This is a genomic window from Ruegeria sp. SCP10 (assembly GCF_040329495.1).
In the GTDB taxonomy this organism is placed as follows: Bacteria; Pseudomonadota; Alphaproteobacteria; order Rhodobacterales; family Rhodobacteraceae; genus Ruegeria.
Genome location: NZ_JBDZYF010000001.1, coordinates 1,209,059 through 1,230,131, shown reverse-complemented (window position 1 = coordinate 1,230,131; position 21,073 = coordinate 1,209,059). Strand labels below are relative to the sequence as shown.

Below are 21,073 nucleotides of genomic sequence, written 5' to 3'. Positions count from 1 at the left end.
CATGGCCAGAACCCGCCCTGAGCCGATGCAGGTGGTCAAGCAACGCCGCGATGGCGCCTTGCGCGCGTTGATCGACGGCGTGCCTTACATCCGCTTCTTGAACATAAGTTTTGATCGCAGGGGCAATGAGCTGACCGGCGTCCTGAACTTCGATGAGAAACTGATTGGAAACCCGTTCCTTCCCGCTATTCACGGTGGTGTAACGGCCGCGTTTCTGGAGGTCACAGCCGTGATCACGCTGAGTTGGGAGCACATGTTTTCCGAAATCGAAAGCGGTGAGATCGATGCTGAGGCCATCGTGACCGACGAAAACATCCGCTTTCCGAAGACCATCGACTTTACGGTCGACTATCTGCGGTCAGGCCTGCCACGGGATGCCTATGCGCGCGCCTTCGTCAATCGGGCCGGTCGACGCTATGCCTCGGTCCGGGTCGAGGCCTGGCAAGACAATCATGCCAAACTGTTTGCGCAAGCCACCGGGCATTTCTTGATGCCGCAGCCGGCTCGGGATAAGGGCTGATCATGACAGATGCCTCGGCGCCCATAACGCATGGGCGGGTGCTGAAAATCGCCATTCCCATTGTGCTGTCCAACGCAACCGTGCCCATTCTGGGTGCTGTAGATACAGGCGTGGTGGGGCAGATGGGGGCTGCGGCCCCGATCGGAGCTGTCGGTATCGGTGCGGTGATCCTGTCTGCGATTTACTGGATTTTCGGGTTCCTGCGGATGGGCACCACCGGCCTTGCCGCACAGGCGCGCGGGGCAGGGGACAGGGAGGAGATGCGCGCGCTGCTGATCCGTGGGCTGATGCTGGGCGGAGCGGCGGGGCTGGTTTTCATACTGGCGCAGGTCGCCATTTTCAGCGGTGCGTTCCTGCTGTCACCAGCCAGTCCCGAGGTTGAAACCCTCGCCCGCACCTATCTTGAGATTCGGATCTGGGGCGCACCCGCGACGATAGCTCTTTATGCAGTCACAGGCTGGCTGATCGCGGTTGAGCGTGCGCGGGGCGTTTTCATTCTGCAAATCTGGATGAACGGCCTCAATATCGTTCTGGACCTGTGGTTCGTTCTGGGGCTGGGTTGGGGTGTCGAAGGCGTGGCGATTGCCACTTTGATCGCGGAATGGACCGGGTTAGCGCTGGGCCTGTGGCTGTGCCGCGATGGATTTCGAGACCGCATCTGGCGGGATTGGCCCCGCATTTTTGACGCTGTGCGATTGCGCCGAATGCTGCAGGTGAACAGTGATATCATGATCCGATCCATCCTGTTGACCGGGTCTTTTACCACCTTTCTGTTTGTTGGCTCGGATTTGGGGGACGTCAATCTAGCCGCCAATCAAGTGCTTCTGCAATTTCTGGAAATCACCGCCTTTGCATTGGACGGCTTTGCCTTTTCGGCCGAGGCGCTGGTTGGCAGTGCCGTGGGCGCGCGGGATCGGTATCAGGTGCGGCGCGCCTCGGTCATGGCATCGCAATGGGGCGTTGGGGGCGCTGTTCTGCTGGGTGCGGTATTCTTTCTGGCTGGCCCTGCCCTGATCGACCTGATGTCCACATCGCCCGAGGTGCGCCAAGCCGGACGCGAGTTCCTGTTCTGGGCTGCCCTTGCCCCGGTGATCGGCGTGGCCAGCTGGATGTTCGATGGCATCTATATCGGTGCGACCTGGACCCGGGCGATGCGCAACGCAATGCTGCAATCTGTGGCGATCTATGTTGTCGCCCTGTTTCTTCTTGTCCCTGCATGCGGCAATCATGGGCTTTGGGCCGCGCTGATGGTGTTGAACCTTGCACGCGGCGTGACCATGGGCTGGCGCTACCCCCGGCTTGAGGCGCAGGTTGTCTAGAGCAAATCCAGCAGGTTCTCGGGTGGACGACCAAGTGCGGCTTTCCCTTCGGCAATAGCCAGCGGGCGTTCGATCAAGATCGGATGATCTGCCATGGCCTGGATCAAATCCGCGTCTGGCGCGTCTTTTGACAGGCCCAGTTCCTTGAACAGCTTCTCACCCGTGCGCATCATCTGAATGGCGGGCACGCCCAGCAAGGCCTGCACCTGACGCAGCGCGTCGACCGAGGGCGCATCCTCGAGGTATTTTCGAACCTGAACCTGTGCGCCGCGTTCCTCTAGCAAAGCGAGGCCCATTCGGGATTTCGAACAGCGCGGGTTGTGCCAATACTCAATCACAACCAATCCCCTCGTTTGCTGCCCACAGCTTGCGCCACGGTGTCAAACCCGTCTTGGGCCAGCAGGTCATCCAGATCCTGAGCGATCTCGGCGGCCAGAGACAGACCGCCATAGACCATGGCCGTATAGAACTGCACCGCCGAGGCCCCGGCGCAAATCTTGGCATAAGCCTGGTCTGCGGTGCTGACCCCGCCGACGCCAATAAGGGGCAGATTGCCTTCGGTCAGTTGGCTGAGCTTTGCCAGAACACGTGTTGATTTCTCGAACAACGGCGCGCCTGACAGGCCGCCTTGTTCAGACTTATGCGCGCTACGCAACCCTTCACGGGACAGCGTGGTATTGGTGGCGATAACCGCATCCACACCCGTCTCGACGGCGACGTCTGCGATGTCTTGCAATTCGGCTTCGGTCAGATCTGGTGCGATTTTCAGGAAAATAGGAAGCGGTCGAGGCAGCGCGTCGCGCGTTTCGATCACGCCACCCAGCAGCACGCCAAGGGCTGCTTTCCCTTGCAGGTCCCGCAGCTTTTCGGTGTTGGGGGAGGAGACATTCACAGTGGCAAAATCCAGATGCGCGGCACAATGGGCCAGCACTTTGGCAAAGTCACCAGGTCGGTCGTCGCTGTCTTTGTTTGCGCCCAGGTTCAGGCCGATCACCGCATCTGCGGGGCGGTTGGCTAGACGCTGGGCCATGACCTCCATGCCCTCGTTGTTGAATCCAAAGCGATTGATGGCAGCCTTGTCTTCGGTCAGACGGAACAGGCGCGGCTTAGGGTTCCCCGGTTGCGGGCGTGGGGTCACAGCGCCCACCTCGATAAATCCAAACCCGGCGTGGGATAGTGGGGTCAGGACCTCTCCGTTCTTGTCAAACCCAGCGGCTAGACCAACCGGGTTGGGCAGGCGCAAGCCGGCGATTTCTGTCGCCAGCCGAGCAGACGTCACCGGCCCCGGCATGGGGGCCAGCCCGGCCCTTAGCGCTTTGATCGACAGGCCATGCGCCGTCTCAGGATCAAATCGATGCAGCGCGGCAAGGCCCAGTTTTTCGGCTAGTTTCATCCGAACGCTGCCCCACCTTTGGCCGCGCCGCATCGGATCAGGCGCGAGGTTTCAACGGCGGCCTGGCGATGCACCACGGCCATTTGATAGATCGGGTCGGTCACCATTTCCAGAAACGCATGAGCCGAGGGGTAGCGGGCGATGAACACTTCATCCCATGCCTCGTCCTGCGGTCCGATCAAGGTGGTGTGAAACGACCCACGCCACAGGATTGACGCACCCAGTCTGGCTATAATCGGCGCCGTCTCAGCCCCATAGTTGCGATAAGCTTGCGCCCCGGTCAGCCCGCCAGCGGCGAGTTCATGATCCGCTGGGTAAGCAGCCGTGGGGCGAAACTTGACAAGGTTCAACATCTCAATCGGCTCATTCCGATCCAGCGATTTGAAAGCGTCGAACTGTTCGCGTTGGGGGTCGATGTAGGCGGTCATGCCATTTCCTCGGGGAATAGATGGGTTTGGCCATCAAAGGGCAGGGGCCGCGACCAGAGCACATCACTCATCCTGATCTGACGGTAGAGGTGCGGAAACAGCGCCCCACCACGCGAGACCTCCCACTTTAGGTCATCCCCCATAGCATTCCCGTCGCACGCCAGCAGGGTCAGCCCATCGACAGCGGTAAAATGCTTGGCAGCTGTTTCCGAAGCCTGCTCTGCCGTTGAGAAATGCACAAACCCATCCGCCACATCGGTCGGCGCGCCGTCCGAGGCGCCCTCGGCCTGCAATAGAGCCCATTCATCGGCCCGAAATATTTTGTAAATCAGCATGCCTCGGGTGATGCCCCGCACGGAACGGGGAATCAAGTCAGATTTGCCCCTTTGACTCTTCGTCGCCATCAGCGCACGATCTGGTCAAACAACGATAGGGAGTATTCGTATGTTGACCCGTTTCATGGCCTCTGTTGCCGTATTGGGGCTGACCGCTGGGATTGCGGCTGCCGACTATAAACTGACGATTTTACACACAAACGATATCCACAGCCGTATTGAGTCGATCAACAAATACGATTCGACCTGTGATGCGGAAGGTGAAGCCGAAGGAAAGTGTTTTGGCGGCGTTGCACGACTTAAGACCATTCTGGACGCCAAGCGCGCCGATATGGCGGATGAGAACGTTTTGGTTCTGGACGCAGGTGATCCGTTCCAAGGCTCGCTGTTCTACACCACCTATAAAGGCGCGGCAGAGGCGGAGTTCATGGAGGCCATCGGTTATGACGTGATGGCCGTTGGCAATCACGAGTTTGACGACGGTCCCGAAGGCCTCGCTGCGTTCATTGATGCAGTCAGCTTCCCTGTGATTTCGGGTAACCTGGATCTGTCGACATCGGCTGAACTCAAGGACAAGGTGGAAAACCATGTGGTTCTTGAGGTTGGCGGCCAGAAGATTGGTATCATCTCGGCCCTGGCAACCGACACGGTCGACACCTCGAGCCCCGGTAAGGATGTGGTGTTTCAGGATGAGATCGAAAGTCTGAAGGCCGACGTCGCGGCGCTGCAGGATGAGGGTGTCAACATCATCATCGCGCTGAACCACGTGGGTCTGGCCAAAGATCTGGAGATTGCCGCGCAGGTGCCGGGTCTGGATTTGGTGGTTGGTGGTCACTCGCACACGCTGCTATCGAACACCAACGAAGATGCGGCTGGCCCGTACCCGATGATGGTGGGCGATGTCCCGGTCGTGCAAGCCTATGCCTATTCGAAATATCTGGGTGAGGTCACGCTGACTTTTGACGATGACGGTAACCTGATCTCGGCAGAAGGTGAGCCGATCCTGCTGGATGCATCGGTAACGCCGGATGCAGACATTGCTGCGCGCGTCGCTGAAATGGGTGCCCCGATCGAAGAGATGAAGCAACGCGTGGTCGCTGAAACCGGCGCTGCCGTTGAAGGTTCGCGTGATATCTGCCGAGTTCAGGAATGTGAGATGGGCAATCTGGTTGCCGACGCAATGTTGGCCCGTGTCGCCGACCAAGGCGCTCAGATCGCAATCGCAAACTCGGGCGGCCTGCGCGCATCGATTGACGAAGGTGAGGTCACCATGGGTGAGGTTCTGACGGTTCTGCCGTTCCAGAACACCCTTTCGACCTTTGAAATCAGCGGTCAGGGCGTGATTGATGCGCTGGAAAACGGTGTCAGCCAGGTCGAAGAAGTCAAAGGCCGCTTCCCTCAGGTTGCCGGGCTGAGCTTCACCTGGGATCCGTCGGTCGCCCCGAACGAAGGACGCATTACCGAAGTGATGGTGGCAGAGGGTGATGGCTTTGTGCCTATCGACCCGGCGGCGACCTATCTTGTCGTAACCAACAACTATGTGCGAAACGGCGGTGACGGGTACAAGATGTTCGAAGGTGACGACAAGAACGCCTATGATTTCGGCCCCGATCTGGCGGATGTGACCGCCGAATACCTGGCTGAAAACGCGCCCTACCAACCGTATGTAGACGGGCGTATCAAGCAGAAGTAACACTCTGCAAATGACTGAGAAGCCGCATCCTATTGATGCGGCTTTTTTTAGCTTTTTGTCTCGAACTGCCGTTCGTGACTAAATATACTCGAGCGAGCGACTAGACAGGCTTCTTTTCCTAAGTTCGGGCAAGTAAACCACTGGCATGGCTTTAAAATTTTCCGACTTGGCTCAGCTATATGCGCATGGTTTCGACACCGTGATCGATGTCCGTAGCCCGGCTGAGTTTGCAGAGGATCACCTGCCCGGCGCGATCAACCTGCCGGTTCTGGACAATGAAGAACGCGCCCGGGTCGGAACGATCTATAAACAACAAAGCCCGTTTCTGGCCCGCAAACTTGGGGCGGCTTTGGTGTTCCGAAATGCGGCCAATCATATTGAACACAGCCTTAGCCATCATGAGGGCAACTGGCGACCGCTGGTCTATTGCTGGCGTGGGGGACAGCGATCCGGGTCGTTTGCATGGACACTGCAGCAGATCGGTTGGCGGGCCGAGGTCATTGAGGGCGGGTATCGAACCTATCGGCGTTTGGTGAATGCCTATTTATATGAGCAACCATTGCCCTTTCGACTGATTGCGCTGGATGGCTATACCGGAACGGCTAAAACCGAGTTGCTACACCATTTGCAGCGTCGCGGTGTTCAGGTCGTCGATCTGGAAGGATTGGCCAATCACCGGGGTTCGCTGCTGGGTGAGATGCCCGGGGGACAGCCTAGCCAGAAAGCGTTCGAGTCAGCGCTTTCAGCTGCTTTCTGCGCGCTTGATCCGGCACGCCCGGTTGTGGTTGAGGCGGAATCCTCGAAGATCGGTGAGCGGATACTGCCACCCAGCCTGTGGACGGGGATGTGTGCGGCTCCGCGCATTCAGATCGTTGCTCCGGTCGCGGCACGGGCGGCGTATTTGATGCAGGCTTATGATGATATCCTGTCCGACAGCGCGCGTTTGCGCGATCGCTTGTCCCCGTTGCGGGTTCACCGTGGGCATGAGGTCGTGGATGCGTGGTTGGCATTGATCGATGCGGGCGACAAGCGCGCGTTGACCCGAGCGTTGATCGAACAGCACTATGACCCGGCCTATGCCAAGTCGCGCCGTGCTCATCCCATCGACCCCGTTGCGCGGGTCGAGGTGCAAAAGCTGGACGACAGCGGCCTGCGTCAGGTGGCAGCAGAGATAGAAGCCGCGCTGGATCAGCTTTGAAGGTGCAGCCCGGGCGTGTCGGTCAGGCGACCGATCTTGACCGCCGGATAGCCTGACTGCTGCAGCGCGTCTAACACTGCGTCTGCGTCGTCCGCAGCAACTGCAGCCAATAACCCGCCTGCAGTTTGAGGATCAAACAGCAGGGCTGCTTTGCCATCCGAGGGAAGCTCGGGTGCGATGGATCTGTTGTCAGGAAACAGTGTGGAGTGAACGCCGAAATTGCTCAACTCAAGAGCTCCAGGCATAACCGTAACCGCGTCCAAATCCAAATTGGCGCCACAGTTTGAGGCGTCGCATATGCCTAGCAAATGCCCGGCAAGCCCGAACCCTGTGACATCCGTCATCGCCCGTGCGCGTGACAATATCTTAGCCGCCTGACCTTGTGGCTGGGTCATCAGTTTGTAGGCTTCTGCGACATCCGCTCCATTTGCCTGTCCTGCCATTTCCGCTGCCATCAGAACGCCGCTGCCGATGGGTTTGGTCAGGATCAGAACATCATCTGGCCGCCCCCCGGCCAATGTGATTGGCTGTTCAGGGCACAAACCGGTGATGGTAAAGCCCAGGGTCATTTCGTCCCCCATCGAGCTATGGCCGCCCACGATCTCGGCGCCGGCGCCCTGCATGATCTCATTGGCTGTGGTCATGATCTCGGAAAGGGTCCGTTCCTGCAACATGGCGGACATGCGCGGCAAAATGATGGTCGCGGTCGCGGCCTGGGGTTGGGCCCCCATGGCCCAGATATCTCCAAGCGCATGGACAGCGGTGATGCGCGTCATCAGCACGGGATCAGAGGTCAGGCTGCGCAGATGATCTGTGGTCATGACCTGTTGCGCCTTGCCAGTTGTCAGCAGGGCGGCATCGTCACCGGGTAGGGCGGTCACATCCGGTCGGATGGGTTTTGACAGCGCGTGCAATGCACGTTGCAAGGCGCCCCTGCCAACCTTGGCCCCACAGCCACCGCACATGGGTTTATCGCCTAATGCCTCGGATATTCCCGCCGCATGATCGCGTGGCAGGGCCGGAGCTTGCATCGTGGGAAGTTCGCGGAACTTATTCATAAATGTCTGGTCGATGTGGTTTTTCCACCGCCACATCAATGCACCGCTGAACGAGGTGCCCAGCCGTTCCCCCAGCGCGGATTTTCCGCCCAGCGAGATCAGCTTCAAGTAATCCTTCTGCGGCACATAGCGCTTCACTTTCCCGGCCCCCAGCGCTGCCCTCAGGTTGTTGAACAGAACCGGAGCTTCACGCACCGCGAAAACGCCCGCCTTGGGGCGCGGATTTTCTGTCAGATGGGCACAGTCGCCGGCGGCAAAAACAGCCGGATCGCTGGATTGAAGATGAGCATTCACCCGGATGAACCCGTCCTGCAAATCTAGCCCGGTGCGGGTGATCCACTCATAGGGGCGGGCCCCTGCGGCTCCGGTGACAAAGTCAGCCTCGATCTGGCGGCCATCCTGCAACGTCACATAATCCGCAGTGATTTCCTTGATCGCGATCTGTTCTAGTACCTCGACACCAAGATCATCCATAGCCCTGCGGATCGTAGCGGCGGCTTTTGGTCCGATCGCAGACAGGGCCATCGCATTGTCGATCAGCGTAACCCGCGCCGGTCGTTGTCGGGTTTTCAACGCGTGGGCCATTGCCATTGCCAGTTCAACCCCCGCGACGCCACCGCCGATCACAGCCACTGCTGCGGGGCCGGACTTGTCCAGATACGCGGCCCATCGGCTGGCGAAAGGACCAAGGGGTTTGGCGGGTACGGCGTAGTCCGCAAACCCCGGCAGACCGGGCATATCCGACGTGATCCCGACATTGACCGAGGCGACATCGAACGCAACCGGTATTCGACCGGGGATATGGATCAGTCGCTGATCGGTGTCGATTGCGTCGACTGAACCCAGAACAATCCGCGCATCCGCAAAACGCGCCAGTTTCACCAGATCAATGTCCAGTTCAGACCGCGCGTAATGCCCGGCAACAAAGCCGGGTAACATTCCGGAATAGGGCGCGGTCGGGCCGGGGTTGATCACCGTCACGCGCGCACCAGGGAGTGGGCTCATGCCCCATTTACGCAGCAGCAACGCATGCGTGTGCCCACCGCCAATAAGAACCAGATCGCGGGTCAGGGGCAGCGGAGGATTTTGCATAAGGCTCAGTTCGTGCTGTGGTCCGGGACGTCTTCGACCTGCTCGACCGCGTGGGTGGCCCAAAGCTCATCCTCGCCCGCATCCGGTAGATCGCTGGGCTTTTCATGGCGGTGAACATGCCATTTTGCAATGAACAGGGCCGTGATCGGGGCCGTGAGGAACAAAAATAACGTGATCAGTAGTTCATGCAGCGACAGCTTGCCTTCCAGCAGAACCGAATGGCAGATCGACGCCAGCAGCACGCCACCCACTCCCAAGGTTGTTGCCTTGGTGGGCGCATGCAGGCGTGACATCGGGTCTTTGAGCTTGATCATGCCAAACGAGCCGACAAAGCCAAAGATGCCCGATACGATCAGAAAGACAGTGATCAGCAATTCGAAGATAAATGTCATCCCGCCCTCACTCGATAATATTGCCGCGCAGCATGAAGCGCGCATAGGCCACGGTTGAGACAAAGCCCAACATGGCGATGATCATGGCGGCCTCGAAGAAAATCTCGGTGCCCTGATCAAGACCGTAGAGGATCATCAGAGCGATGGTGTTGATGACCATCGTGTCCAGTGCCAGAACACGGGTGCCGACCCCGTCTGCGGTGATGATCCGCCACAGGCACATCAGGATTGCCGCTCCGAAACAGGTGAAGGCGAAGTAGATGGCGTATTCGATCATTCGAAAATCTCCTTCAGGCGGCGTTCATAGCGCTGTTTGATCTGATCGCGGACGGCCTCGGGGTCGGGGGCGTCGAGGCAGTGGACCAGCAGGTTGTGACCTTGTGCCGACAGATCGCAACTGACCGTACCGGGGGTCATGGTGATGGTGCCAGCCAGCACTGTAATCGCTTCGGGTGTGCGCAGTTCCAGCGGAATGCAGACCCAATTGGGTTGGCGATCTGCATCGCGTTTGAACAGGATGATCCGGGCGACGGTGATATTGGCCATCACGATGTCCCACAGAACGATCAGCAGATACTCTACGATCATCGGCCAATTGCGCAGTTTCGGCTGATCTGGCCAATAAGGCTGTGTAACAAAGGGGATGATGATCCCGAGGATGAGACCGAACACCAGCGAGTTCAAAGACCCGTTATTGGCCAGCAGGACCCACACAACTGTCAGCAAAAAGGTCAGATGTGGGTGCGGGAATACGCGACGCAGCAGCTTGATCATTCTTCCCCTCCCAACACGGCCGAGATGTAGTGCTCGGGCGTGAACAATTGTTCAGCGGTTTGGCTTGTGTAGTCCAGTGCTGGTCCGGCAAAGATGGTCAGCAGGATCAGCCCGGCAACCAATCCAAAGACCGACGTGAAGGCCAGGCCCGGTTGCGGTTCGGGTGCGGGCAAGGGGGTGGCCTCCTCATCCGCAGTGCCCTGAGAGCCGATATGTTCGGCATCGTGGCTTTTCCAGAAGATCAAAGACCCGGCCCGTGCCAGTCCGACGATTGTCACAAACGACCCGATCAGAACAACCGCCCATACCGAGCTGGAACCCGGCGCATCGCGCGCGGCATCCAGAACCAGCAGCTTGCCAATGAAACCCGAGAGAGGCGGCATACCAGCCATGGCGATGGCTCCCACGAAAAACAGCCCCGATATCAGCCCGGTCTGCGCCATGGGTGTCATTGGGGTGATGGCCCCGCCACGCCGTTCCATGATCAGATCGGCGATCAGGAACATGAGTGCCGTCGCCAGTGTCGAATGGAACACATAATACAGCGCGGCTGCGCTGGCCTGAGGCGTAACCAGTGAGATTGCAATCAACAGCGTCCCCATCGAAGCGATCGCGCAGAACGCAACCATCCGCGCAATGTGTTGCGAGCCCAGAATACCGATGGCTCCGACTGCAAGGGTGACCAGAGCCGCCGGTTGCAACCAGTCGCCCGCCAGACCTTGGGTCGCTTCGACCTCGGGTCCAAAGGCGAGTGTGTACATCCGAATGATCGAATAGGCGCCAACCTTGGTCATGATCGCAAACAGTGCGGCCACAGGCAGTGGCGCATTGGCATAGCTGGCAGGCAGCCAGAAATGTAGTGGCAGAACGGCGGCCTTGATACAGAAGACCAGCAGCAGCAGCACCGCGCCCACCCGCAACAGGGCGGTATCTTCAGCGGACATCTCAGCCACACGAAGGGCGATGTCGGCCATGTTCAGTGTGCCTGTCACACCGTAAAGCGTGCCCAAGGCAAACAAGAACAGGGTCGAGCCCAGAAGGTTATAGGCGACATACTGAACGCCTGCTTTCAGGCGAACAGAGCCGCCCCCGTGCGTCATCAGACCGTAGGAGGCGATCAGAAGGACCTCGAAGAACACAAACAGGTTAAAGGCGTCGCCGGTCAGGAAGGCCCCGCACACGCCCATAAGCTGGAAATGGAACAGCGCGTGGAAATGTTTCCCTCGATCATCCCAGCCCGAGGCGATGGCATAGAGCACAATGGGCAGGGCCAGCAGTGCTGTCAGCAGCACCATCATGGCCGATAGCCGGTCCAACACCATTACAATGCCAAAAGGGGCCGGCCAATCGCCCAGCTCATAGACCTGAATATCCCCGCCCGACGCCTGCGCGGTGATGGTCAGTGCGATGCCTAGCAAGGCGACAACACCCGCGACCGAGAAAATACGCTGCAGGTCCAGATGATAGCGCAGGACCATGATAATGAACGGAGCCAGGATCGCAGGAAGGACGATCGGCGCAACGATCCAGTGGTTCATGCATCTTCTCCTGGCGCGTCCACGCTGTCCTGCGGGCTCATATCGATATGGTCATCCTTCGAGGACAGATAGGCCGAAAGCGCGATCATTACGATCACGGCCGTCATCCCGAACGAGATCACGATGGCCGTCAGCACCAGCGCCTGTGGCAGCGGATCGGTATAGGGGACATCCTCGTATTTGTTCAGAACGGCAGGCGCGTTCAACGCCAGCCGTCCGGTGGCAAACAGGAACACGTTCACCGCATAGGTGATCAGCGACAGGCCAAGAATGACCGGGAATGTCCGGCGACGCAGGATCAGGAAGATCCCGGCGGCGGTCAGAATGCCTACGGCAGAGGCAACCAGCGCTTCCATCAGGCCTGCTCCTTCTCTTCGTCTTGTTCTGGGGGATCATCCCGCAGCGGGTTGATATCCATCGGGAATTCCTGCGCCATGCCCGGCCGCCATGCAAAACGCGACAGGCTATCGAGCGCCAGCATTACGGCGCCAAGAACCGCCAGGAACACGCCCGTATCGAACAACATGGCAGTGGCCCATTCGAACTCTTCCAGTGGCGGCCAGTTGATGTATCCGAAATCGCTGGTCAGGAAGGGACGTTCGTTGAACCAGGCCCCTAGACCAGTGGCCGCCGCGATCAACACACCCCAACCGATGGTGCCGTGATAATAGAACCTTTGTCGTTCGATGGCCCATGTGTAGCCGCTGGCCATGTATTGCATGAGAAACGCGATCGCGACGATCAGACCAGCGATGAAACCACCCCCGGGCTGGTTGTGGCCGCGGAAGAAAATGTAGGCGCCCACCATCAACGCAATCGGCATCATCACGCGGGTTGCAACCACCATCATCAGCGGATGCGAGTCCCCCGATTGTGGCCAATGCGGTTTGCGGTTCAGCAGGTAACCGCGCACATTTGTCCCCAGAACGGCCTCGGTCAGGGCAAAGATGATCAGCGCAGCAATGCCCAGCACGATGATCTCACCAAAGGTATCAAAGCCCCGGAAGTCGACCAGAATGACGTTCACCACATTGGTGCCACCGCCGCCTTTGTACGAGTTCGCCAGATGGAAGTCCGAGATCGTCGGGAAGGCAAAGTCGCGCAGCATGATTGCGTAGATGAGGGCTCCACTCCCGATACCAGCGACTACGGATATCGCCGCATCCCGCCATCGTCGAGCGGCGCTGCTATCCCATGGTGTTTCCGTGGGCAGAAAGTTCAGCGACAACAGTAACAGGATCATCGTCACCACTTCGACTGAGATCTGGGTCAGCGCCAGATCCGGAGCAGACAGATAGTTGAAGGCAACCGAAACGATCAGGCCAACGACGCCGATCAGCACCAGCGAGAGCAGACGGTTGCGGTGGAACCACATGATTCCCAGCGTCGCGCCGACCAGGCAAATCCAGCCGATGATCGGGATGAATTGCGCAGGCAGCGGTATGCGGGTCTCAACACCAATCGTGCCGGTCGTGTAGGCGTAGTAGCCCAGCCCAACCGTGAAAGCGACAAAGATGATGGCATAGCGGCTGAGCACACCGTTATGGAGCTCATCCGTGATCCAGCGGCTTAGTTGTGTGAAGCGGTTGATCAGCGCCTCGAAGATCACCTTGGCCTCGGGGCGGGGCAGGGTGTTCCAGAACCGTTCGCAGTGTTTATGCAGCCCCAGTAGGAACAGGCCCCCGAGCGTCGCGACGACAGACATGAAGAGGGCAGGTGTGAACCCATGCCAGAGTTTGAGTGAGTAATAGGGCAGTTTCTCGCCGCCAATAACTGCGCTTGAAACTACGGCCACCAAAGGGCCGACAATAGCTGCTGAGTTCAGTCCAATCAGGATCACCAGAACCACAAGGAAAGCTGGCGCAACCCACAATCCGATCGGCGGGTCGTGCGGGTGGGCTGGGTAGTCGTTGCGCTCAGGCCCAAGAAACACGTGACCGACAAATCGGAAGGAATAGGCCGCCGAAAACAGCGCTGCCACCAGGGCCAGACCCGGCACCAGGTAATGTAGGTGCAGCCATGTGGTGTGCACGGTTTCTTCCAACATCATCTCTTTCGATAGGAAGCCGTTCAGCGGTGGCAGACCGGCCATCGAAAGCGCTGCAATCGTGCCGATTGTAAAGGTGATTGGCATGAGGTGGCGCAGCCCGCCCAGCCGTTTGATATCACGCGTACCGGTCTCGTGATCGACGATCCCGGCGGTCATGAACAGGGCTGCTTTGAAGGTCGCGTGGTTGATGATGTGGAAGACGGCCGCGACTGCTGCGAACTTGGTGCCAAACCCCAACAGCATGGTGATCAGCCCCAGATGTGAGACTGTCGAAAAGGCCAGCAGCGCCTTCAGATCATCCTTGAACAACGCAATCACTGCACCCAGCAGCATGGTCACGAGACCTGTCGTGGCCACGATATAGAACCATGCATCAGTACCTGACAGAACCGGCCACATCCGCGCCATCAGGAACAGCCCGGCCTTCACCATCGTGGCCGAGTGCAGGTAGGCCGAGACCGGCGTTGGCGCGGCCATCGCGTGCGGCAGCCAGAAATGGAACGGGAACTGCGCCGATTTGGTGAAGCAACCCAGCAGGATCAGGATCAGGGCGGGCAGGTAGTAAGGTGAGGCCTGTATCAGCTCTTTGTTCTGCAGAATGACGCTTAGATCGTAGGACCCCACGATATTGCCCAGGATTAGCATCCCGGCGATCATCGCCAGCCCGCCACCACCCGTGACCGCCAGTGCCATCCGCGCGCCCTGTCGACCTTCAGGCAAGTGTTTCCAATACCCGATCAGCAGGAAAGAGCTGAGCGAGGTGAGCTCCCAAAAAATCAGCAAAAGCAGGATATTATCGGACAGGACAATCCCGATCATCGCCCCCTGAAACAGCAAAAGGTATGTGTAGAATTGCCCCATCGGATCTTCGCGTGACAGGTAGAAGCGCGCGTAGAGGATGATCAGCAGGCCGATACCCAAAATCAGCAGGGCAAACAGAAAGCCCAGCCCATCCAGCATGAAATTCGCGTTCAGGCCCAGACCCGGGATCCAGTCGAACCGCGCCGTCACGACCTCGCCACGCATCACGGCCGGGATGTGGATCAGCAATCCCATTAGAGCGAGAAACGTGGTCAACCCAGCGGCAGATGCGGCTGCGTTTCGTCCTGCCCGGATCAAAAGGGCTGGAAAAACAGCTCCGAGAAAGGGAAGGGCCGCGATAAGGAATAGGGACAAGTGCGATACTCCGGTGTGGGCGGTCGATATGACTGAATTTGTAAGGATAATTTATTGGCTGCAGAGAAATTGCAAGGTTTCGACAAGGACTAAAGGGCGTATTTCAGGCGGAACCCTGCTGCGTGATAATGACGCGAACTTGATCGCAGTGGCCATTCTTGACCAAAGCGTCTTAGTCTTTGATGTGCTACAACAAGGCGGTCAACGCAAAAGGGTGCCGCATGGCAGAGAAGACAAACCTCGCCCGAAGATGGGTTTTGCTGGGGGGCGGGGCGGCCCTTGTCGCTGGATTTGCAATCCGCGAATACCGTTTGATTCCACAGGATTATTCGGGCGACCAGCTTGATGTCGCTCAAGCGCATCAAAGTGCGGTTTCTGGTGACATTCTGTTGGTGGATATTCGCACCCCGCGCGAATGGAAGGCGACCGGCATCGGGCAGGGCGCGCAGCCGCTGGATATGCGGCGGGATGACTTCGTTTCAGCTTTGTTGCAGTTGACCGACGGTGATCAATCCGGCCCGATTGCACTGATCTGCGCACGGGGCGTGCGGTCTGCGCGGTTGAGCAATCAACTGACCGAGGCGGGATTTACCAATATTATCGACGTGCCAGAAGGTATGCTGGGGTCAGCGGCCGGGCCGGGTTGGGTTCGGTCCGGATTGCCCGTCGAGACGTATTCTGAGGGGACCTGAGCAAGATGAAATACTGGTTATCTGCCTGTTTGGCCGTTGCGGCCCAGTCCGCATATGCTGATTGCGGCCCGGATGAGGGCACATGCAAGACGACCTTGGGCGAATATCACATCGAACTGCCCAATGCCGAAAACCCGCCTTTGCTGGTATTCTTGCATGGCTATGGCGGCAGTGGGTCCGGCACCATGAACAACCGCAGCATGGTCGAGCCTTTATTGGCCCGTGGATACGCCGTTATGGCCCCCGAGGGTCTGGAAAGACCGGATCGCGGCGGCACCAAAAGCTGGAATTTCTACCCGGGCTTCGGCGAACGGGATGAAACGGCCTTTCTGAGCGAAGTGGTGAACGATGCGGCAGAGCGGTTCGGCATCGATAGCGATCGCGCTGTTTTGGGCGGGTTTTCAGCCGGAGGGTTCATGGTGAACTATCTGGCCTGCGACGCGCCCGAGACATTCTCGGCCTATGTGCCGGTTTCCGGCGGGTTCTGGCGACCACATCCAGAAGCCTGCAATGGGCCGGTGCGCCTGTTCCATACGCATGGCTGGATCGACAACGTTGTGCCACTCGAAGGGCGGCTGCTTGGGGGTGGTCGTTTTCATCAGGGTGATATCTTTGCCGGGCTTGAAATCTGGCGTGTTGCCAACGGATGCGTTGACACTAAGCCCAGCGGGTTTTCCACGACCGGTCCGTTCATGCGCCGGTATTGGAGCGGTTGCGCTGATGGCAGCGCGCTCGAATTTGCTCTGTTCCCGGGCGGCCATAATGTGCCCAACGGTTGGGCGGACATGATGGTGGATTGGTACGAAGGTCTGCCCGGCGGATAATCACTCTGCCGGGGTCATGCTGCCTTTACCTTCGATCAGACGTTTCAGCTCATCCCGATGACGACGGGCCGATCGGGTGATGGCCGGTTCGGCAAAATCCTCGCGCATGCCAACCATCCGGCGGGCGGTTCCTGCGGACACGCCGCTGAGCGCTGACAGGGGGATCGCCAGCGCAAGGCTGATCGCAATCGGGGCCAGCCAGACCGAGACCAATCCGGCCAGAATACCAACGCTCAGCGCAATGCCGCTGATGGTTTCCAGCGTGTGGCACAGGATCAGAGTGCGCAACGAATAGCTGCCGCCATCGCGTGCTTGCGGCGACCAACCCTTTTGCAAGCCCAAGGCGGTGCGGAACACGGCAATCATCTGCTGCACCATCAGGATCGGCGCGTAGAGGATTGACAGGATGACCTCGAAAAGGAATGAGGTGAAGAACCGCCGCCAACCGCCGAAATCTGAATAGCGGACACCGCTCAGTGGCAGCGCCGCCACGCCCAAAACCTTGGGGGCCAGCAGCATCGCGTACATCACCAGAATGATCAGCACGTGACGGGTTTCGCTCATCTCGGGCCATTGCGGAAACAGTGGGTTGTCCGGGCTGAAATAGTGCAGAACCGACGCCTCTTCACCCTGACCGATCAGTGCCCACATCAGCAGCAGCGCAAACCACAGCGGCGACATCAGATAGCCAACCGCCCCATGGAACATGTGAAACCGCGAGACTGAGCGGAACCCGCGAGAGCCCAGCAACTTCAGATGTTGCAGGTTGCCCTGACACCAGCGGCGGTCCCGCAGGGCGTGGTCGATGAGGGTGGGTGGTGTTTCTTCGTAAGAGCCGCGAATACGTGGCAGGAACCGCACGCCCCAACCAGCGCGGCGCAGCAGACCAGCCTCGACAAAATCGTGGCTCATGATCAGCTTGTCCTGCCCGTTGAGCGAGCGCAGTTTAGGCAGACCCGCACAGGTCGCGAATGCTTTGGTTCGGATAATCGCGTTGTGACCCCAGTAATTGCCTTCTTGTCCGCACCAGCGGGCCAAGCCTTCGGCAAAGGCAATGCCATAGACGCCATTGGCGAATTGCTGCATCCGGGCAAAGACCGACTGCGCGCCGATCAGTTGCGGGTAGCTTTGGATCAGGCCCGCGCCGGGATCTCGGGCCAGCGAATCCGTCAGGCGGGCGATGGCGCGACCGGTCATCAAGCTGTCGGCATCCAGTACCAACATCGCGTCCCAATCCGCGCCCCAACGGCTGACCCAGTCAGCGATATTGCCTACCTTGCGATCGGTATTCTGTTCGCGGCGGCGATAATAGAGTTTCAGGTCCGGGGCCAGCGTTGTGCGCAGCGCCTCGATACTGGCTTGTTCCTGCGCAGCGATCTCGGGGTCGCGGGTATCCGACAGGATGAACATGGCGTATTCGTGCCGTCCACCGCGTGCGCGCAGCTGCTCTAGCATGGTGCGAGCATTTCCCAGTACGAACCATGGCACTTCGTTGTAGATCGGCATCAACAGGGCGACGCGCAGCGGCTGCGCGCGACCTTGCGGTACAGGCCGTTCTTGCCGCGATAGTGAGATCATGCCCAGCAGAACGGTGCAGACCGTGAAGGATATCCAGAAGAAATTAAACGAGATCAGGGTAAGCAAAATGCCTTCGACTAGGTTGATGCCTTCGGCCCCGAACCAGTCGGCCATAACCCATAGCAGGCCAAGTGTTGCCACCATGGCCGGGGAAAAGGCCAGCGCGCGCCAGAACCCGGCCGAGCGATGTTTGCCTGATGGCACCTCGGCATCACGGAACCCGGCGCTGAAGTCCTGAGCGGGCATCGCCAGTGGCGCCTCGGGTGGCATGATATGCAAGTCGCGGTTCATGCGGTCCAACGATACAGCCACACTTCGGAGGCCGGGCGTTTGTTGACCAGCAGCTGCGCGCGCAGTTCGACATGGTCACGCTCACCGGGTTGGAAAGAAAACGCCAGACGCACGCCGCCGGTATCGGGATTGCGCTGCAACACACCATCCGAGGTTTCGGCGTGAGGGGAGTTCGCAAAGATGGTAACCGCGTCCAGATCCTCGAACAGCTCACTGGGTTCGAAGTCGATCACAGCCAGACGGCCCTCGCCAAAGGTATTTTCGCCCATGGCCGTGTTGATCACGCGCGGCATCGGGGTGCGCTGCGGTTCTTCACCCCAGATTAGACGGTAGGTCAGATCAACCTGGCTGCCTGCGGCATAGGGTTCTGCAGGACGCCAGTAAGTGACGATATTGTCATAGATTTCCTGATCGGCGGGAATCTCGACCAGTGTAACCGTGCCCTTGCCCCAGTCGGAGCCGGGCTCGACCCATAGGCTGGGGCGCTTGTGATAATTCGCCTCAAGATCTGCATAGTCCGAGAAGTCGCGTTTGCGCTGCATCAGGCCAAAGCCCTGAGGGTTCGTGTCCACGAAGGAAGAGATTTGCAGACGGGTTGGGTTGGCCAGAGGCCGCCAGATCACCTCACCCGCGCCATTGCGGATCAGCAGCCCGTCACTGTCATGGACGGCGGGGCGGAAATCGTCAAAGCGGCTGTGGTTGGTTTGGTCGAACAGGAACATCGAGGTTCCGGGCGCGATGCCGACATGATCCAGTTCGGTGCGTGGGAACAAGGTGGCCTCGACATCCATGATGCAATCGGCCCCTGCGGTCACCTTAAACCGATAAGCCCCTGTTACGCTGGGGCTGTCCATAAGTGCGTGGACCACCATATTGCGTTGGCCGGGTTCCGGTCGTTCCAGCCAGAAGCGGATGAATTCGGGGAATTCCTCGCCATCCGGATCGCCTGTTTTCAGCGCCAGACCACGAGCGGACAGGCCGTAAACCTCGTGCAGACCGATGGCACGGAAATAGCTGGCCCCTTGCCAGACGCAGAACTCATCGGTTTCACCGGGGCGGTGCATTTCAGTGCGCAGGCGCAGGCCCGAAAAGCCCAGCGTTTCATCGATTGGAAGGGTTGGAACATCGTTGGACTTGTCGAACATGTCCAGGTCGAAGTTGACCGGTTTGGTCATGCCATTCTCAACCGTCGACACTTTGACCGTGCGCGGGAAATATAGGCCAGGCGTGAAGAAATCGACGTTGAACGGCGTCTCGGTTTCATACCACAGCGCGCGATCCAGACGGAACCGGATTGATCGATATTGCTGATAGGTCAGGTCCTGCCATTCTTGCGGCACCATCTCGCGCTCGGTAAAGGGGCGATTGGCCAGTTCGCGGGCCAGCTCGATCACGTGGTTGCGGTCAAACGGCACGTCCCCGCCCGAGGCAAAGGTGGCCGGCGCCAGAAACAGCGCTGAAGTTGAAGCCAGAAATGCGCGGCGAGTCAGGGTCATCTCTTTGATTTCCAAGGCTGTGATTTGAACCAAGCCGCCAGATAGGCCACCGCGATGATCATGGCAAAGCCAATCGTGTTGGCGGCGAAGACGGTGGCAAAATCCCGCCCAGTCTGATCCAAGGCAACGCCGATCAGGCGCGCTGCGGCCATCGAAAAGACGAAGACGGCGAGTGACTGCTGACCCACTTTGGTGATCAGTTTCAGTGCCACTTGCCAGATGCGCGCGCCAAGGCTGTGACCCGAAGCAATCAGGCGATGACCATGTTCACCGGCGACGACCCAGCCCAAATAGGCCAATGACAGGAAGTGGATATAGCGGAACAGGCCAAACTCGGTCTTGCCGCGCAGTTCTTTGGTCAGGGGCCAGATCTCGCGGATTTGCTCGGCCAGGCCCGGGGCAGCGGCTTGCACCCACAGGAACACTTTCCAGGACCCGATCGGCGCGGACAGAACAAGGAACGCAATCGCCGCCCAGATCAGCGTATTCGATACCGGCGGGGCCGGAATCCAGCCGCGCATGAAGGCAAAGCCGGTGAAGAACAGCAATTGCCAGCCAAACGGGTTGAAGAACCATTGACGATCCGACCACGGCTCGGCCGGAAGGGCCAGCGCTCCGGTTTGAGCAATAAACCAGATCGCCACGGAAACGGCGGCCATCAGCCAGAAATTGACCCGATACAGCGCCATGTAAAGCGGCATCATCGCCAGAACCACCAGATACATCGGCAGAATGTCAAAGTAGTTCGGCACATAGGTCAGTGTGAAAATCCCCACCATCTGAGAGGCCGGGTCTTTGAAGAAGTGCTGAAGGTTCAGGGATGAGATGTAGGTCTTTTCAAACGCACCGGTCTGGTCCAAGGCGGCCATGGTCATGGCGACAAAGAAAAACAGGCAGATATGGGCCCAATAGACTTGCCAGATGCGGTACGCCACGCGTGCCGTTCCCATCCACCAGCCCTTGCGCATGAAGGCTCCGCCAAACGCAATGGCCGAGGCCATGCCGGAACAGAACACAAAGATCTCGGTCGCATCTGAGAATCCGAACCGGGCCGGAATCCAGCCGGTCCAAGCGTTGCCGGGAATATGGGCCACCAGAATGATAAACATCGCAATGCCGCGATAGAAATCCAGCCGCGGGTCGCGCATCGTTGCGGGTGCCGCCGCATGGGCCGCCGCAGGCGCAAAATCAGAAGCGGGCGAAACAGTCGCCATACGTTTTCTGTC

Annotated in this window: 20 protein-coding genes; 6 read left to right on the top strand and 14 right to left on the bottom strand. The window is 59.0% G+C overall.

Going from position 1 to position 21,073, the window contains the following annotated elements:
* Window position 1: 1 nt before the first annotated feature.
* Both ABLN87_RS06235 and ABLN87_RS06230 read left to right on the top strand, forming a co-directional pair.
* Window positions 2-520 carry a PaaI family thioesterase gene (locus tag ABLN87_RS06235; RefSeq protein WP_353008322.1) on the top strand — a complete coding sequence of 173 codons (519 nt, stop codon included), beginning with the start codon at window positions 2-4 and terminating at the stop codon, window positions 518-520.
* 2 nt (window positions 521-522) lie between these two features.
* A complete protein-coding gene (locus ABLN87_RS06230) occupies window positions 523-1,839 on the top strand; it encodes an MATE family efflux transporter (protein WP_353008321.1) in 1,317 nt (438 codons plus the stop codon).
* Here ABLN87_RS06230 and arsC read toward each other — a convergent pair.
* From arsC to ABLN87_RS06210, 4 genes are read right to left on the bottom strand one after another with little or no spacing between them, the layout of a single operon-like run.
* Window positions 1,836-2,177: an arsenate reductase (glutaredoxin) gene (arsC, locus tag ABLN87_RS06225; RefSeq protein WP_353008320.1), complete on the bottom strand. Its 342-nt coding sequence runs from the start codon at window positions 2,175-2,177 to the stop codon at window positions 1,836-1,838. The two genes, ABLN87_RS06230 and arsC, sit on opposite strands and share 4 nt — an antisense overlap.
* Window positions 2,174-3,232, bottom strand: coding sequence for a quinone-dependent dihydroorotate dehydrogenase (locus tag ABLN87_RS06220; protein WP_353008319.1), 1,059 nt, complete (start codon window positions 3,230-3,232; stop codon window positions 2,174-2,176). The genes arsC and ABLN87_RS06220 overlap by 4 nt, the downstream gene beginning before the upstream one ends.
* Entirely contained in the window at window positions 3,229-3,660 is a 432-nt protein-coding gene (locus tag ABLN87_RS06215) for a DUF1330 domain-containing protein (protein ID WP_353008318.1), read from the bottom strand. Before ABLN87_RS06215 ends, ABLN87_RS06220 begins: the two co-directional genes overlap by 4 nt.
* Entirely contained in the window at window positions 3,657-3,995 is a 339-nt protein-coding gene (locus ABLN87_RS06210; RefSeq protein WP_353008317.1) for a DUF952 domain-containing protein, read from the bottom strand. Before ABLN87_RS06210 ends, ABLN87_RS06215 begins: the two co-directional genes overlap by 4 nt.
* Window positions 3,996-4,104: 109 nt before the next feature.
* Here ABLN87_RS06210 and ABLN87_RS06205 point away from each other — a divergent pair, with 109 nt between their 5' ends.
* On the top strand, window positions 4,105-5,688 hold the full coding sequence (locus ABLN87_RS06205; RefSeq protein WP_353008316.1) for a bifunctional metallophosphatase/5'-nucleotidase: 1,584 nt from the start codon (window positions 4,105-4,107) through the stop codon (window positions 5,686-5,688).
* Between the two features lie 145 nt (window positions 5,689-5,833).
* Window positions 5,834-6,886 carry a tRNA 2-selenouridine(34) synthase MnmH gene (mnmH, locus tag ABLN87_RS06200; protein WP_353008314.1) on the top strand — a complete coding sequence of 351 codons (1,053 nt, stop codon included), beginning with the start codon at window positions 5,834-5,836 and terminating at the stop codon, window positions 6,884-6,886.
* Here mnmH and selD read toward each other — a convergent pair.
* From selD to ABLN87_RS06165, 7 genes are read right to left on the bottom strand one after another with little or no spacing between them, the layout of a single operon-like run.
* Window positions 6,877-9,036 (bottom strand): selenide, water dikinase SelD, encoded by a 2,160-nt coding sequence (gene selD, locus ABLN87_RS06195; protein ID WP_353008313.1) that lies wholly within the window; start codon window positions 9,034-9,036, stop codon window positions 6,877-6,879. The genes mnmH and selD overlap by 10 nt on opposite strands.
* Window positions 9,037-9,041: 5 nt before the next feature.
* The gene (locus tag ABLN87_RS06190) at window positions 9,042-9,428 is read right to left on the bottom strand and encodes a Na+/H+ antiporter subunit G (RefSeq protein WP_170532028.1); all 387 of its coding nucleotides are present in this window, start codon (window positions 9,426-9,428) and stop codon (window positions 9,042-9,044) included.
* A gap of 7 nt (window positions 9,429-9,435) precedes the next feature.
* A complete protein-coding gene (locus tag ABLN87_RS06185) occupies window positions 9,436-9,705 on the bottom strand; it encodes a K+/H+ antiporter subunit F (protein WP_170532030.1) in 270 nt (89 codons plus the stop codon).
* Window positions 9,702-10,199 (bottom strand): Na+/H+ antiporter subunit E, encoded by a 498-nt coding sequence (locus ABLN87_RS06180; protein ID WP_353008392.1) that lies wholly within the window; start codon window positions 10,197-10,199, stop codon window positions 9,702-9,704. Before ABLN87_RS06180 ends, ABLN87_RS06185 begins: the two co-directional genes overlap by 4 nt.
* Window positions 10,199-11,740, bottom strand: a complete 1,542-nt coding sequence (locus ABLN87_RS06175) for a monovalent cation/H+ antiporter subunit D (protein ID WP_353008311.1) — start codon at window positions 11,738-11,740, stop codon at window positions 10,199-10,201. Before ABLN87_RS06175 ends, ABLN87_RS06180 begins: the two co-directional genes overlap by 1 nt.
* Window positions 11,737-12,096, bottom strand: a complete 360-nt coding sequence (locus tag ABLN87_RS06170; RefSeq protein ID WP_353008309.1) for a Na+/H+ antiporter subunit C — start codon at window positions 12,094-12,096, stop codon at window positions 11,737-11,739. The genes ABLN87_RS06175 and ABLN87_RS06170 overlap by 4 nt, the downstream gene beginning before the upstream one ends.
* Window positions 12,096-14,966 carry a monovalent cation/H+ antiporter subunit A gene (locus ABLN87_RS06165; protein ID WP_353008307.1) on the bottom strand — a complete coding sequence of 957 codons (2,871 nt, stop codon included), beginning with the start codon at window positions 14,964-14,966 and terminating at the stop codon, window positions 12,096-12,098. The genes ABLN87_RS06170 and ABLN87_RS06165 overlap by 1 nt, the downstream gene beginning before the upstream one ends.
* A 221-nt stretch (window positions 14,967-15,187) precedes the next feature.
* On the opposite strand from ABLN87_RS06165, the gene ABLN87_RS06160 reads away from it, so the two are divergent.
* Window positions 15,188-15,658, top strand: coding sequence for a rhodanese-like domain-containing protein (locus ABLN87_RS06160; RefSeq protein WP_353008305.1), 471 nt, complete (start codon window positions 15,188-15,190; stop codon window positions 15,656-15,658).
* Window positions 15,659-15,663: 5 nt separating this feature from the next.
* Entirely contained in the window at window positions 15,664-16,482 is an 819-nt protein-coding gene (locus ABLN87_RS06155; RefSeq protein WP_353008304.1) for an alpha/beta hydrolase family esterase, read from the top strand.
* Here the strand turns inward: ABLN87_RS06155 and mdoH are convergent, their stop codons facing one another.
* From mdoH to ABLN87_RS06140, 3 genes are read right to left on the bottom strand one after another with little or no spacing between them, the layout of a single operon-like run.
* Window positions 16,483-18,351: a glucans biosynthesis glucosyltransferase MdoH gene (mdoH, locus tag ABLN87_RS06150; RefSeq protein ID WP_353008303.1), complete on the bottom strand. Its 1,869-nt coding sequence runs from the start codon at window positions 18,349-18,351 to the stop codon at window positions 16,483-16,485.
* Window positions 18,348-19,847, bottom strand: coding sequence for a glucan biosynthesis protein (locus ABLN87_RS06145; RefSeq protein ID WP_353008302.1), 1,500 nt, complete (start codon window positions 19,845-19,847; stop codon window positions 18,348-18,350). The genes mdoH and ABLN87_RS06145 overlap by 4 nt, the downstream gene beginning before the upstream one ends.
* A complete protein-coding gene (locus ABLN87_RS06140; RefSeq protein WP_353008301.1) occupies window positions 19,844-21,061 on the bottom strand; it encodes an OpgC family protein in 1,218 nt (405 codons plus the stop codon). The genes ABLN87_RS06145 and ABLN87_RS06140 overlap by 4 nt, the downstream gene beginning before the upstream one ends.
* Between the last annotated feature and the right edge of the window lie 12 nt (window positions 21,062-21,073).

What these genes read in the sequence shown, in the direction of transcription:
- ABLN87_RS06210 (WP_353008317.1), bottom strand. Translation starts at nt 3,995, where the DNA reads ATGCTGATTTACAAAATATTTCGGGCCGATGAATGGGCTCTATTGCAG.
- ABLN87_RS06175 (WP_353008311.1), bottom strand. Translation starts at nt 11,740, where the DNA reads ATGAACCACTGGATCGTTGCGCCGATCGTCCTTCCTGCGATCCTGGCT.
- ABLN87_RS06235 (WP_353008322.1), top strand. Translation starts at nt 2, where the DNA reads ATGGCCAGAACCCGCCCTGAGCCGATGCAGGTGGTCAAGCAACGCCGC.
- ABLN87_RS06205 (WP_353008316.1), top strand. Translation starts at nt 4,105, where the DNA reads ATGTTGACCCGTTTCATGGCCTCTGTTGCCGTATTGGGGCTGACCGCT.
- ABLN87_RS06160 (WP_353008305.1), top strand. Translation starts at nt 15,188, where the DNA reads ATGGCAGAGAAGACAAACCTCGCCCGAAGATGGGTTTTGCTGGGGGGC.
- ABLN87_RS06220 (WP_353008319.1), bottom strand. Translation starts at nt 3,232, where the DNA reads ATGAAACTAGCCGAAAAACTGGGCCTTGCCGCGCTGCATCGATTTGAT.
- mdoH (WP_353008303.1), bottom strand. Translation starts at nt 18,351, where the DNA reads ATGAACCGCGACTTGCATATCATGCCACCCGAGGCGCCACTGGCGATG.
- ABLN87_RS06145 (WP_353008302.1), bottom strand. Translation starts at nt 19,847, where the DNA reads ATGACCCTGACTCGCCGCGCATTTCTGGCTTCAACTTCAGCGCTGTTT.
- ABLN87_RS06185 (WP_170532030.1), bottom strand. Translation starts at nt 9,705, where the DNA reads ATGATCGAATACGCCATCTACTTCGCCTTCACCTGTTTCGGAGCGGCA.
- ABLN87_RS06215 (WP_353008318.1), bottom strand. Translation starts at nt 3,660, where the DNA reads ATGACCGCCTACATCGACCCCCAACGCGAACAGTTCGACGCTTTCAAA.
- ABLN87_RS06230 (WP_353008321.1), top strand. Translation starts at nt 523, where the DNA reads ATGACAGATGCCTCGGCGCCCATAACGCATGGGCGGGTGCTGAAAATC.
- ABLN87_RS06155 (WP_353008304.1), top strand. Translation starts at nt 15,664, where the DNA reads ATGAAATACTGGTTATCTGCCTGTTTGGCCGTTGCGGCCCAGTCCGCA.
- ABLN87_RS06140 (WP_353008301.1), bottom strand. Translation starts at nt 21,061, where the DNA reads ATGGCGACTGTTTCGCCCGCTTCTGATTTTGCGCCTGCGGCGGCCCAT.
- selD (WP_353008313.1), bottom strand. Translation starts at nt 9,036, where the DNA reads ATGCAAAATCCTCCGCTGCCCCTGACCCGCGATCTGGTTCTTATTGGC.
- mnmH (WP_353008314.1), top strand. Translation starts at nt 5,834, where the DNA reads ATGGCTTTAAAATTTTCCGACTTGGCTCAGCTATATGCGCATGGTTTC.
- ABLN87_RS06190 (WP_170532028.1), bottom strand. Translation starts at nt 9,428, where the DNA reads ATGACATTTATCTTCGAATTGCTGATCACTGTCTTTCTGATCGTATCG.
- ABLN87_RS06170 (WP_353008309.1), bottom strand. Translation starts at nt 12,096, where the DNA reads ATGGAAGCGCTGGTTGCCTCTGCCGTAGGCATTCTGACCGCCGCCGGG.